At 50.2% G+C, this 13,307-nt stretch carries 11 protein-coding genes and 1 riboswitch; of the genes, 4 read left to right on the forward strand and 7 right to left on the reverse strand.

Annotated elements, in window-relative coordinates:
* Positions 1–3: 3 nt before the first annotated feature.
* A complete protein-coding gene (glgB, locus tag ABEA66_RS22785) occupies positions 4–1,929 on the reverse strand; it encodes a 1,4-alpha-glucan branching protein GlgB (protein WP_345591076.1) in 1,926 nt (641 codons plus the stop codon).
* A 330-nt stretch (positions 1,930–2,259) separates the two neighbouring features.
* Here glgB and ABEA66_RS22790 point away from each other — a divergent pair, with 330 nt between their 5' ends.
* The 3 genes from ABEA66_RS22790 to ABEA66_RS22800 all read left to right on the forward strand — a co-directional run bounded on the left by ABEA66_RS22790 (position 2,260) and on the right by ABEA66_RS22800 (position 5,090).
* Positions 2,260–3,384 carry a peptidylprolyl isomerase gene (locus ABEA66_RS22790; protein WP_345591078.1) on the forward strand — a complete coding sequence of 375 codons (1,125 nt, stop codon included), beginning with the start codon at positions 2,260–2,262 and terminating at the stop codon, positions 3,382–3,384.
* A 125-nt stretch (positions 3,385–3,509) separates the two neighbouring features.
* Positions 3,510–4,373, forward strand: coding sequence for a class I SAM-dependent methyltransferase (locus ABEA66_RS22795; RefSeq protein WP_345591080.1), 864 nt, complete (start codon positions 3,510–3,512; stop codon positions 4,371–4,373).
* A 3-nt stretch (positions 4,374–4,376) separates the two neighbouring features.
* A complete protein-coding gene (locus ABEA66_RS22800) occupies positions 4,377–5,090 on the forward strand; it encodes an RluA family pseudouridine synthase (RefSeq protein WP_345591083.1) in 714 nt (237 codons plus the stop codon).
* A gap of 174 nt (positions 5,091–5,264) precedes the next feature.
* Here ABEA66_RS22800 and ABEA66_RS22805 read toward each other — a convergent pair whose 3' ends face one another.
* From ABEA66_RS22805 to ABEA66_RS22820, 4 genes are all read right to left on the reverse strand, one after another.
* Positions 5,265–6,014, reverse strand: a complete 750-nt coding sequence (locus tag ABEA66_RS22805) for an ABC transporter permease (RefSeq protein ID WP_079909013.1) — start codon at positions 6,012–6,014, stop codon at positions 5,265–5,267.
* Complete coding sequence (locus ABEA66_RS22810) at positions 6,007–6,768, reverse strand: ABC transporter ATP-binding protein (RefSeq protein ID WP_345591085.1); 762 nt, start codon at positions 6,766–6,768, stop codon at positions 6,007–6,009. Before ABEA66_RS22810 ends, ABEA66_RS22805 begins: the two co-directional genes overlap by 8 nt.
* Before the next feature lie 231 nt (positions 6,769–6,999).
* Positions 7,000–7,836 (reverse strand): bifunctional 5,10-methylenetetrahydrofolate dehydrogenase/5,10-methenyltetrahydrofolate cyclohydrolase, encoded by an 837-nt coding sequence (locus ABEA66_RS22815; protein ID WP_345591087.1) that lies wholly within the window; start codon positions 7,834–7,836, stop codon positions 7,000–7,002.
* Positions 7,837–7,899: 63 nt separating this feature from the next.
* Positions 7,900–7,981, reverse strand: a riboswitch (ZMP/ZTP riboswitch).
* Between the two features lie 38 nt (positions 7,982–8,019).
* A complete protein-coding gene (locus tag ABEA66_RS22820) occupies positions 8,020–8,427 on the reverse strand; it encodes a MarR family winged helix-turn-helix transcriptional regulator (RefSeq protein WP_079909011.1) in 408 nt (135 codons plus the stop codon).
* A gap of 260 nt (positions 8,428–8,687) precedes the next feature.
* On the opposite strand from ABEA66_RS22820, the gene ABEA66_RS22825 reads away from it, so the two are divergent.
* Positions 8,688–8,855: a hypothetical protein gene (locus ABEA66_RS22825; RefSeq protein WP_345591090.1), complete on the forward strand. Its 168-nt coding sequence runs from the start codon at positions 8,688–8,690 to the stop codon at positions 8,853–8,855.
* Here the strand turns inward: ABEA66_RS22825 and gyrA are convergent.
* Both gyrA and parE read right to left on the reverse strand, forming a co-directional pair.
* Positions 8,852–11,287 (reverse strand): DNA gyrase subunit A, encoded by a 2,436-nt coding sequence (gene gyrA / locus ABEA66_RS22830; protein WP_079909010.1) that lies wholly within the window; start codon positions 11,285–11,287, stop codon positions 8,852–8,854. The two genes, ABEA66_RS22825 and gyrA, sit on opposite strands and share 4 nt — an antisense overlap.
* Before the next feature lie 7 nt (positions 11,288–11,294).
* The gene (gene parE, locus ABEA66_RS22835; RefSeq protein ID WP_192701458.1) at positions 11,295–13,268 is read right to left on the reverse strand and encodes a DNA topoisomerase IV subunit B; all 1,974 of its coding nucleotides are present in this window, start codon (positions 13,266–13,268) and stop codon (positions 11,295–11,297) included.
* Between the last annotated feature and the right edge of the window lie 39 nt (positions 13,269–13,307).

Consider the following 13,307-nt stretch of genomic DNA (forward strand, 5'->3'; position numbering starts at 1 on the left):
AACCTATCCCCTTTCTCTTTTACCAGCGATTGCTTTACGTCGAATCTTGACAGGCTCTATAAAGACGGTTGCTAACGGTGGAATCGTGATATGCAAACTAAAGGGCTGTGAATGCCACTCCACCTTCTCGGTTTTCAGCTTGCCCGTATTCAACTGTCCGGACCCGCCATAGACAGGGGTATCACTGTTAAAGAGCTCCCTATATTCTCCTGCATAAGGTACGCCGATTCGGTATCTGGCGTGGGTTACCGGTGTAAAGTTACAAACGGCAACTAAGAAATCATCCGGGTCGTTGGAATGTCTGATAAAGGTAACGATGCTTTGGTCGCGGTCATGCGGGTCGATCCAGGTAAAGCCCTCGGGCCTATGGTCCAGCTCCCATAGCGCTTTCTCCTGCAAGTAAAGGTGGTTTAAATCGTGGACGTATTGATGCATACTGCGGTGGCTGTCATAGGTGAGCATCTCCCAATCCAAATCCTCGAGATCCTTCCACTCATCGAACTGACCGAATTCGCCGCCCATAAACAGCAGCTTTTTGCCGGGGTGCGCCATCATGTAGCCGAACAGCACCCTGAGGTTAGCGAATTTTTGCCAATAGTCACCAGGCATCTTGTTGAGTAGTGATTTTTTGCCGTGAACCACCTCATCATGCGATAGAGGCAGCACGTAATTTTCGGAGTAAGTGTACATAAACGAGAAGGTAAGCATATTATGCTTGCCTTTGCGGAAATACGGGTCAGTCTCCATATAGCGGAGCATATCGTTCATCCATCCCATATTCCATTTGTAATTAAAGCCAAGACCCCCGGAATGAACCGGAGCAGTTACAAGCGGCCAATCGCTGGAATCCTCAGCCATCATGAGCGCGTTAGGGTAGTGGGCAAACACGGTCTGGTTCAGCTTTTTCAAAAAAGCGATCGCCTCCAGATTTTCATCCCCGCCCTGCTCATTCTTAATCCATTCATTGCGCGGCTTGCCAAAATTCAAGTACAGCAGGCTGGCTACCGCATCGACGCGCAATCCGTCAATATGGAACATATCCATCCAAAAGAGGGCGTTGGAAATAAGGAAGCTAACCACCTCAGGCTTGGAAAAGTCAAACGACATCGTCCCCCACTGAGGCTTCTCCGCTCTCGAAGGATCCTTGTGCTCATAGAGAGGTTGGCCGTCAAAATGGCGCAGTCCGTGATCATCCTTGACAAAATGACCCGGAACCCAGTCCATAATAACGCCGATTCCGCACTGATGGCATCGGTCCACGAAATACATGAAGTCCTTCGGAGTTCCGAATCGGCTCGTGACCGAATAGTACCCGGTAGCCTGATATCCCCATGAGCGATCATACGGATGCTCGGCCAAGGGAAGCAGCTCCACATGCGTGTATCCCATATGCACGACATAGTCGATCAGCTCATCAGCCAGCTCCCGGTAGGAGTAATACTGGTCTTCAGGCTTCTTTTTCCATGTTCCCAAATGGACTTCATAAATGTTCATAGGCTGTGCATAGGGGGACTGCTGCTTGTGCTGCCACTCCTGGTCATGCCACTCATAGCCCTCCAACGACGTCACACGCGAGGCCGTACCCGGTTTCAGCTCAGAGTAAAAAGCATACGGGTCCGCCTTCCATACCAATGTGCCCTGGGCGGTAACGATTTCGTACTTGTAGTACTCGCCTTCCTTGACCCCCGGAACGAATAAGCTCCATACTCCCCAGGTACTCACCTTACGGAGAACGTGACTGCTTCCGTTCCAAAAGTTAAAATCCCCAATGACTCGGACTTCACGGGCATGCGGCGCCCAGACGGTAAACCGAACGCCAAGGGTGCCTTCATGTTCCGTAAAATGCGCTCCCAGCACCCGGTAACTGCGGAATAAGCTCCCCTCATGAAAGAGGTAAAGATCTTCCGGACCGGGGATTACGCTCATCATAGGTCATACATCCCCTTTTTGTTCAATTTTGCGGCCTCTATTAATCAAATACTACATCGGGCTGCAAATTCCTTTCCGTACTTTTCAAATTCTACAGCAATTCTGAAAACATCCTTATTTTCCACTACATGGTAAATTTTTATTTCATTTCCTATGTATTCTCGAAGAAAATCTTTATTTTACAAGCTCCGCTAAAAAGCGATCGGATCTCTATAAAATTGACATTAGTTGACCTTTTTCTAACAGGTATGCAGGAAATTGCTGCTTGAGCTTGAATATCTTCTACTGGACTATATCATGAGTTAGTAAAAGAGAGGATGAATTCCCCCAATGAACGACAAGTTTAAAGGGCTCGTGCTTGGACTATCCCTTGGCGTCATGCTGACCGGATCGGTCGCTTATGCGAGCGGGACACAGATTGAAGTATATTTTCAAAACATCAAATATATGTTTGACGGAATCGTGAAAACGCCGACCGAAGAACAGGGTCAAGGGTTTATTTATAACGGGACTACGTATGTGCCGCTCCGTTTCGTCAGCGAAGCCCTCGGCAAGGAAGTCCAATGGGACGGCGATACCCAAACCGTATGGGTGGGCAAAAAAGTCGATATGGCTGCCGTTGTGGCTACCTATGAAGGAGGCCAGGTAACCCGCGGGGATTACGAGAAATTCGCCTACATTCTTCGTATGACCAATCCGCAATACGGTGCCAAAGAACCTGACGATGCATTCAAACAATATGTTATTAACCAGATTATCGCTTCCCGCATCATCAACAGTAAATTAAATGAAACGGACCGCGCGGAAGCTCTCGAGTCCGCGGATAAGCAAGTCGCGGAAGCCAAATCATTTCTTGACGCTCGTGCGGCTGACATGAGTAAACAAGGAATTACCGAGTCGGATATCCGTAACTATGTTCAGGGTGTGGTAGCTACCCAGACATGGCTCGATTCGACAGCGGACGAGCCTACTGTCAAAGCGGCTTACGACCAGGCGGTGGCAAATAATGACGAGTCCATTATCAGCGCCTCGGTACGTCATATTCTGATTATGAAGGAAGATGACAACGGAAAGGCACGCACGGAGGCCGAAATTTCCCAGAAGCTTAAGGAGGTTCAGGATAAGCTGAAAAATGGCGGGGATTTCGCTGCATTGGCCAAACAGTACTCCGAAGACCCCGGCTCCAGCGACAACGGAGGCTTGTACACGAACGAGCCTGTAGTCAAATGGACGGATGCCTTCAAGAAAGCGACCATCTCTCTCGAGCTGAACAAAATCAGCGATCCGGTAGAAACCGAGTATGGGTACCACATCATCCGCGTAGAGTCTCGCACCACGCGTTCTTATGACGATGTGAAGGAAACCATCAAAAACCAGCTCATCGATAAGAACTACAATCAATTCATGACAAAAGAGCTGCCTGCCTTGATTGATCATGTAGATTTGCCCAAATAAATAAACACTCCAAAAGACCGGGGACGCTCCCCGGTCTTCTTGCATGGCATTGTTCAAGCAATTAGTGTAAAATGTGGTAGGATCAAAGATATGCATGGGTATAGCCCTAGAAGGAAGGTAACGTCATGTTTGCAGCACACGATTGGAAAGATTATGAATTAATCGATACGGGTAACGGGGAAAAGCTGGAGCGTTGGGGACAAATCGTTCTTCGGCGTCCTGACCCCCAAATCATTTGGCCGATTGGCAAGGAAACCGGTCAATGGCGAAACGCCGATGCCCACTATCATAGAAGCTCCAGCGGCGGCGGTCAATGGGAATATAAACGAGATCTTCCGGAGCGCTGGACCATCTCCTACGATAAGCTGAAATTTCATATCAAGCCGACCAGCTTTAAACATACCGGTCTTTTCCCGGAGCAGGCGGCGAACTGGAAATGGATGATCGATAAGATTCAGGGGGCCGGACGCAGCATTCGCGTTCTGAATTTATTTGCTTACACCGGTGGAGCCAGCGTAGCCTGCGCTTATGCCGGCGCGGAAGTATGTCATGTGGATGCATCGAAGGGCGTAGTTCAATGGGCCAAGGAAAACCTGCAGCTGTCCGGGCTCGGCGACCGTCCTGTCCGGTTTATTACGGACGATGTCTTCAAATTCGTCCAGCGGGAACAGCGCCGCGGCAGCCGGTACGACGCCATTATTATGGACCCGCCTTCCTATGGCCGTGGTCCTAGCGGAGAAACTTGGAAGCTCGAAACCAACCTCTATCCATTCGTAGAGTCCTGCATGCAAATTATGTCGGACAAGCCGCTTTTCATGCTGATCAACTCCTACACAACGGGGATTTCGGCAACCGTGCTGAAAAATATTTTGGCCATGTCCATGGGCAGATCCTACGGAGGCAATATTACCTGCGGCGAAATCGGACTCCCGATTACAGCATCCAAGCTTATGCTCCCGTGCGGCATTCTAGGACGCTGGGAGGCTTAACCTATGGGTCAGGCCTCTCTCCCCTCCATTCCGGTATTATATGAAGACAATCATGTAATTGTCGTCGTTAAGCCGGTGAATGTCCCGACCCAAGAGGACCAGTCACAGGATCCGGATTTGCTTACGATGATTAAGCAGGACTTGAAACACAGGCATCAGAAGCCCGGTAACGTCTATTTGGGACTCGTTCACCGGTTGGATCGGCCTGTAGGCGGCGTTATGGTATTTGCCAAAACCTCCAAAGCCGCCTCGCGGCTATCCGATGCCGTTCGAACCCGTTCCATACGCAAAATCTATTCGGCCGTGGTGAATGGCAAGCCGAAACAGCCGCAAGGAACCTTGACCCATTACTTGCTCAAGGACTCCAAGACGAACACCGTTTCCGTAGTGCCGCCCAACAAGCCTGGAGCCAAAGAAGCTATATTGGATTATACGGTTGTCGATCATAGTGAAGGACTCTCTCTTGTCCGGGTTGAGCTTCACACCGGGAGACCTCATCAAATCCGGGTTCAATTCTCTGCGATAGGCTGTCCGCTCGTTGGTGACCAGCGCTATGGCGCTCACCTGACGAAGCCCGGGCAGCAAATCGCTCTTTGGTCAACCGAGCTTAGCTTCGAGCACCCTACTACGAAGGAAACGCTGCGCTTTCGCTCGAATCCGCCCAAAGCGTACCCTTGGTTTCTTTGGGGCGATGATTCCAGTAATGAGCTAATCTGATCCGCATTGCGGCATCCTTTTTTCATAGCTCAATGAGAGCTTTCCTACTGCATGACATGAAGGCCATCACTAAGACAGCGGTCTCCGCTGTCTTTTTTAACCTCTCCAAGGTCCAAACAGGAAGCGATTTGCCGCCGTTCTTTCCACTTTCAACAGCCGCCGGATCAACCGGACTTATAGCGATCGAAGTCTATCATCTTTCGTAAACCAAAGCTTATAGCTTAGTAAGCTTAGTATAATACTGGTTAATGCAGCCGACGATACGAGAGTAAACATAATAAGAATTTGATATTTAACGGCTTGAACCGGATCCGCTCCCGCGACTATCATCCCGGTCATCATCCCGGGCAGCTGGACCAGGCCCACTGTTTTCATTCCGTCAATCGTAGGGATCATACTGGATTTGACGGATCGCTTCAGCGGTTCGTGTATCGCCTGGCGCGACGTCGCTCCAAGCGACAACAGCACCTCAATTTCCCCCTTGGACGCCTGAACCTCCCGCTTCATTTGATTAATAAAGAGGCCGGATACGACCATTGCACTTCCTATGGTGATCCCGCTGATTGGAATAATATATTGAGGGGTCTTCTCTATGATTCCCAAACCAAGCAGCAGTGCCATGGTTAGCCCTTCCGTCGTAGAAATCGCAATGGCGATTCGCCATCGGATGCCGGAGAGCCCTTTTCCCCTCGAGCCTGCATTCCAGGAAGCTACGGCGATCATCATGCACAAGATGAGAATTAAAAACACTGGCTGCCGGGCGTTAAATACGAATTGAAGCACATAGCCGATGAACAGCAGTTGTACGGCAGAACGGACCGTACCGATGGCAATTTCTTTGCCCAAGCCTAGCTTTTGCCACATCGAAATCAGGATCGTTATGGCAATAAATACAAGCGTGAAGCTTAATGCCACATTATTCATAAGTGCCTCCTTCACCGCTCTTTGTGACCTGGAGAAATTTTTGCCCGATTTCCGTATCCGGTCTCTCAAAGAAATCACTGGTTGGACGGTCTTCCAGCAAAGTGTGTTCTGCCATAAACCATACTCTGTGACTCGTTGCACGCGCCTGCTCCAGATCATGGGTAACCCAGATCAGGGAGGTTCCGTATTTCTCATGCCACGCTTGCAGCAGCTTCTCCACAGCCTGTTTGCTGTGCAAATCCAGGGAAGCCGTAATTTCGTCCAGCAGCAGTAGTTGCGGCTGCATCAGCAAGGAACGGACCAACGCTACTCTTTGTTTCTCTCCTCCGGATAAATCCTGCGCGTTCTTGCTCCAATCCATTTCCTCCAGACCAACATTCCGCATCAATTCCATGGCTAATGACGTATTGAAGGACTGCCGGTGCAAAAGACTGACCGTCTTCAGATTATGCTCTACGGAGCCTTCCAGCATGACCGCATGCTGTGCAACGAAGCCAATTTTCTTACGCCAAGCCTGCGGATTCCACTGCGTCGAAGCACGCCCCTCGTACCGAATCGTGCCCTCCTCCGCGGCATCCAGCATCGCAATAATCCTCAGAAGCGTGCTTTTTCCTTGACCCGATAACCCTAGCAGTGAGATTATCGAAGGCTCCGCTACGCGTGTGCTCACATTGGAAAATAAACATTTCCATCCTTCCTGCTGCTGGATGCTTTTTTTCAAGCCGTTTATTTCTAAAACCGGATAATCATTCACTAGGTACTCCTTCCTGCCGCCCAAAAATAAATGTCTGACCGATAACAAAAACTCTATATATTATAACTTTTTCCATAAGTTTCGCACAGCCCAAACTAACGAGCCCCCTTATAATTGTGCCCTGGCCACGAAGTAGATTCAGGTACATAACGTGGAGCCCCGAAATGTAAATCCTCTATAGATATTGAAAAAACCGTCCAGGAGCATCCTCCCGAACGGTTTTAACCCATCTTATAAGTCGCATCTCTCCGCCGCGTCTACCGTATGCTTCAACAGTGTCGCAATGGTCACAGGACCTACGCCCGCAGGTACCGGAGTTATGGCACCGGCGATACCGAGGCAGGCCTCGTAATCAACATCGCCGACACTCCCCTGGTTGTAGCCTGCATCGAGAACAACGGCTCCCTGCTTGATCCAGCTGCCTTGGACGAACCTCGGCTTTCCTACCGCTGCAACGACGATATCCGCCGATAGGACGATGTCGGATAATTGGTTCGTCTTCGAATGGCAGATCGTAACTGTGGCATTGCGGTTCAACAGCATCAGGGACACCGGCTTGCCCAGAATAGGGCTTCGGCCAATTACAACGGCATGTTTGCCTTCGATTGGAAGCTGATACGCATCCAGAATCGCCACAATGGCCGCAGGAGTGCAGGACGGGTACAGGCCGAACCCGAATGCCGTCTGCGCAAAACCAAGCGTCGTTACCCCATCTACGTCCTTCTCGATACTAATTGCCTCAAATGCCGCCCGTTCATCAATATGATGAGGTACCGGATGCTGAAGCAATATGCCGTGGACGGTCGAATCCTCATTCAGCTGCCGAATGACTTCTACTAACTGCTCTGTAGTTGTGCCCGGTTCAAGGTGAATGCGTCTTGATTCCATCCCGAGTCTTCTACAGGCATTTCCCTTCATACGGACATAGGTCTCCGATACCGGGTCGTCACCTACCAGAATCGTCGCCAAGCACGGGATGACTCCCCGTTCGGTCAATCTCCTAATTCTTGATTCCAGCTGCTCCTTGATACGTGCAGCTACACTTGCGCCATCCAAAATGATGCTCATGTTCCGTCATCCTTTCCATTTGGAAGTGGTAAAAACGCAAAAAGGCAAGAGGAGCATTCCTCTTACCTTAGCCCAGGCGTACGGCCACAAATATCCTATGTGCTCCCTCATGGTTCCCCATGTTCCGCCAGTTACACATAGCTCAGTTATCCCTATAATACCCTTAATTTCCCTAGAAGGCAACTAGGCGTTAGCCACTTTTCCGAGCAAATAAACGAGCAGCTGCTGATTATGAGCGGAAATACGGCTCAAATAGCTCTGTAAAAACCGTTCGCGGATAATAACTCCGCGCTCGCACTCCTGTTTCCCTTTATCCGTCACCTGTACCCAAACGATGCGCCGATCCTTGCCGTCGCGTTCCCTGCTTATTAATCCGGCCTTTTCCATCCGGTCCAGCAATGTAGTGATCGCTGCGGGTGTCGTATCCAGGTATTCTATAAAATCCGACGGCTTCATCCTCTCATGACCGGACAATAGCTCCAAAACCGTTAGCTGTCCTTCCGTCAAGGTAGGTGACAGCTCGGTTTCCATATGATTACGCAAATCCTTGGATAATTTCCACCACAACTTAGCAAATTCCTGAGTAATCACTGATCATCACTCCTGCATCTACTATTCTTTGAATCGATTCTCTCTATTGCTGCGTGCTCTGCTATATTAGATCCGAGTTTTCTTGGCTAGTAACCTTATTATACCATTGTCATCGCGCGGTTTAAAGGTTAACAGCATAAATACTTTAAGACATTAAACGATAAAAAAGAGGAACATTAGACCCTATTCAACATATATTGCTACATGGGCTTTTCAAGAGAAGCGGAGCTTGTCAATTCATGCGGAGGAGTGATATGCGAATGGAAGCGTGGAAGCAGTTGATTGGAGAAAAGGCGCTGCAAAAAGGAATAATAAACGACCCACAATGGCTGGATAAATTGGATGAGCCCATGCCTGTGTGGGTCGTACTGGAGCTTATGTTGAAATGCTTGGAGCGTTTGGACTCCGATTACAGCAGCTACGATTAATCGATCTTGAGCAGATCCGTAATCATATCCGTTTTGGAGATAGGAACGGCTTGCCGGCCGGTTGATTTACGCTGTTCAATCGGCGTGCTTTCCGACGAGAAGGATACCCGTTCACCGCTTTGCAATACCGCGGTAAGCAGAATCTCTTCTTTCACGGCATATGCCTTCACCAATGCTGTTCCGTTAGGCTTGACCCGTTTGCCGTCCTTGAATTCGAACGTGATTATTCCTTTACCGCCCCGGCCTTGAACCGGATAATCCAGGATCAGTGAACGCTTGGCATACCCGAGATCGGTGACGACAAGCAGTTCTCCCTCCTCCCCATCAATCCACTCAGCGCTGATGACTTCGTCATCATCCTTTAACTGAATTCCGCGAACCCCGGCTGCGGCGCGTCCCATCGGGTTCACTTCATCCTCTCTGAAACGGATAGCCATTCCTTGCTTCGTTACAAGAAGAATATCTTGATCATTCGTACTGACGCGAACGTCCAGGATCGCATCGTTCTCTCCTACCTTGCTGGCTACGATGCCGATCGAGCGATTCGTCATGTATTCCTTCAGCTCCGTACGCTTCACCTGTCCCCGCTTGCTTACGAATACAAGCGATTTGCCCGGTTCGTCAAAATCCCGTACCGGAATGACGTTGACGATCCGATCCTCTTTAGGCGTAGGAATGACATTGACTATGGCCGTTCCGTTTTCCTTCCATTTATACTCAGGGACCTGATGCACCGGCAGGAGGTAATACTGGCCTCTCTGCGTAAAGATCAACAGGTTATCCAGTGTGTTCACTTCCAGCAAATAACGTACATAATCGCCTTCCTTCAAGCCGGTCTTCTCCAGTTCCCCACCGGAACGGGTAAAAGAAAGCTTGCTCGTCCGTTTAATATAGCCTTCGTTGGATAGGGTAACAAAAACATCCTCGGCCGATACCATGACCTCCAGATTGACCTTCAGCTCCTCAACCTCGTTCTGAATGTCGGAACGGCGGTCGATGCCGTATTTATTACGAATTTCGGTCATTTCATCCTTAATGACCGCCATGAGCTTCTTCTCGCTGCCCAGAATACCGCGCAGCTGCGCGATCGTCTTCTGTACGTCCTTCAATTCCTTTTCAATCGCATGAATCTCCAGATTCGTCAAGCGGTACAGCTGCAAGGTAAGAATGGAATCCGCCTGGCGCTCGGTAAAGCCGAATTGGGAAACCAAGTTGTTTTGTGCGTCTTGACGGTTCTTCGACGCTTTAATCGTCGCAATGACTTCATCCAGGATGTTCAGCGCCTTGGCTAGGCCTTCGAGTACATGCGCGCGGTCTTCAGCCTTCTCAAGCTCATATTGGGAGCGAAAAGTCACAACTTCCTTCTGATGCTCGATATAGGCTTGCAGAATCTCTCTGACACCCAGCTGCTTCGGCGTTTTGTTTACAATCGCCACCATATTGAAGTTATAGGTGACCTGCAAATCCGTCTTTTTGAACAAGTAGGCCAAGATACCTTGCGCATCGGCCTCCTTCTTCAGTTCCACTACGATGCGCAGACCATCGCGGCCGCTCTCGTCTCTTACGACGGAGATGCCCTCGATTTTTTTCTCCAGACGGATATTCTCCATCGCGGTGACCAGCCTCGACTTCACGACCTGGTACGGAATCTCCGTAATAACAATCTGCTGGATGCCGCCGCGCAGCGTCTCAATCTCGGTCCGTGATCTTAGATGTATGCGCCCTTTGCCCGTTTCAAATGCCTCGCGAATTCCCTCGGAGCCCATAATAATGCCGCCTGTAGGGAAATCCGGACCCTTCATAATCTGCATCAGCTCGTCGATCGGCATCGCAGGCCGATCCATCAATGCTATGCACGCATCAATAACCTCTCGTAAGTTATGAGGAGGAATTTCCGTTGCAAAGCCGGAGGAAATCCCGCTGACTCCATTGACAAGCAGGTTCGGATAGCGAGCAGGAAGGACTACAGGCTCCTTCGTTGTGTTATCGAAGTTGTCCTTGAACAGCACCGTACGCTTCTCGATGTCCCGCAATAACTCCATTGCGATTTCCGACAGACGGGCTTCGGTATAACGCATAGCCGCGGCCGGATCATCATCGATCGAGCCCCAGTTGCCATGGCCGTCGACCAGCATATGGCCCATCTTCCACGGCTGCGCCATCCGTACCATACCTTCATAGATCGCAGCGTCTCCGTGAGGGTGATAGTTACCCATAACGTCACCGACCGTTTTGGCCGACTTGCGGTACGGTTTATCCGGGGTGTTGCCCGAATCATACATCGCATACAAAATACGTCTTTGCACCGGCTTCAAGCCGTCCCGCACATCGGGAATCGCACGGTCTTGAATAATATATTTAGAATAGCGACCGAACCGGTCGCCAACGACTTCTTCCAAAAATGCGGGTAAAAAATTTTCCAGTATCGTCACGATTCACCTACTCCTCGAACTCGGTAAAGTTGACATTCTCGACAATCCAACGCTTCCGCGGGTCTACTTTTTCCCCCATTAGCGTCGAAACGCGCCGTTCCGCTTTAGCCGCGTCCTCAATCTTCACCTGCAGCAGCGTCCGGGTTGCCGGGTCCATCGTCGTTTCCCACAATTGATCCGGATTCATCTCCCCTAAGCCTTTGTAACGCTGCAGTTCCACGTTTTTGCCCAATTCCTTGGTCAGTACATGGAGCTGCTCATCCGTCCACGCGTAGCGGACTGTAGTATTTTTCCCTGATTTCTTCGTCAGCTTATACAGCGGCGGCTGAGCAATAAAAACTTTGCCTGAATCGATCAGCGGCTTCATATAGCGATAGAAGAACGTAAGCAGCAGCACTTGAATATGAGCGCCATCTGTATCGGCATCCGTCATAATAATGATCTTCGCATAGTTGCTTTCCGATGCGTCGAATTCCGGTCCTACGCCAGCCCCGATGGTGGCAATGATCGCCTTATACTCGTCGTTTTTCATGATGTCGAGCAGCTTGGCCTTTTCAGGATTCATCGGTTTTCCCTTGAGCGGCAGGATCGCCTGATGCTTCGAATCCCGCCCCTGCTTGGCAGAGCCGCCGGCGGAATCACCTTCCACGATGAACAGCTCATTACGCGAATAATCCTTGGATTGAGCCGGCGTCAGCTTGCCGCCCAGATTAGAGCTCTCGCTCTTTCCTTTCTTACCGCTGCGCACTTCTTCACGCGCTTTCCGCGCGGCTTCGCGGGCCTTGGCGGATTGAACGGCTTTTTTCATAATCATTTGCGCTACTTGGGGATTTTCCTCCAGGAAAACCGCCATCTTATCCGATACGACGGAATCGACCACGCTGCGGGCCGAAGCGCTGCCCAGCTGATCCTTCGTCTGGCCGACGAATTCTACTTCCCCCATCTTAATGTTGATTACGCACATCATGCCTTCGCGCAGGTCCTGGCCGTCAAGGTTTTTATCCTTTTCCTTCAAGATGCCCGATTTTCTGGCGTAATCGTTCATAACGCGGGTATATGCCGTTTTGAAGCCCGTTTCATGCGTACCGCCTCCGCGGGTCGGAATCGAGTTCACGAAGGAAACGATCGTTTCGGTATAGCCGTCATTGTACTGCAGCGCCACTTCGACTTCGATATCGTCCTTCTCGGCGCTAAAATGAATCACTTCATGCAGCACATTTTTTTCTTCATTCAAAAACTTGACGAACTGGCTGGCGCCGCCCTCGTATTGAAACGTCTCCTGTTTATCGGAACGCTCGTCCTTAATCGTCACCTGCAAGCCGGAATTAAGAAAGGCAATCTCTTGTAAGCGCTCCAGCAGCGTATCGTAGTTAACAGACGTTCCGCCCTGGAACACCCTTTTGTCCGGTTTGAACGTTACTTTGGTTCCTGTCTGCCGGGTGTTGCCAATGACCTCAAGACCGGTTGTCGGTTCGCCGACATGCTCTACGCCTTTGTCGTCAACCCAATACTCGAACCGTTGACGATGAGTTTTACCTTCCCGATAGATCGTAACCTCCAGCCATTCAGACAACGCGTTCGTAACGGAAGCACCTACGCCGTGCAGGCCCCCGGATTTTTTGTATCCTCCTCCGCCAAACTTGCCTCCGGCGTGCAGAATCGTAAAGACGACTTGCGGCGTAGGGATTCCTATCTTGTGCATACCTGTCGGGATCCCGCGGCCATTATCCTGAACCGTTATCGATTGGTCCTTATGTATCGTCACGTCGATTTTTGTACAAAATTTGGCAAGATGCTCATCGACGGCATTATCGACAATTTCCCAAATCAGATGGTGCAAACCCGAAGTGCTTGTACTGCCTATGTACATTCCCGGTCTTTTGCGGACCGCCACAAGTCCTTCGAGTACTTGTATATCATCGGCGCCGTAGTCCGTGCGCTCGGTGGTGGAGTCGGTAAACAAATCTACCTGTTCCGTCATCGAAGCCCCCCCTTTACTCCTGAAGCTCTAGTTCTATTG

The organism is Paenibacillus vulneris, assembly GCF_039543185.1.
GTDB classification, from domain to species: domain Bacteria; phylum Bacillota; class Bacilli; order Paenibacillales; family NBRC-103111; genus Paenibacillus_S; species Paenibacillus_S vulneris.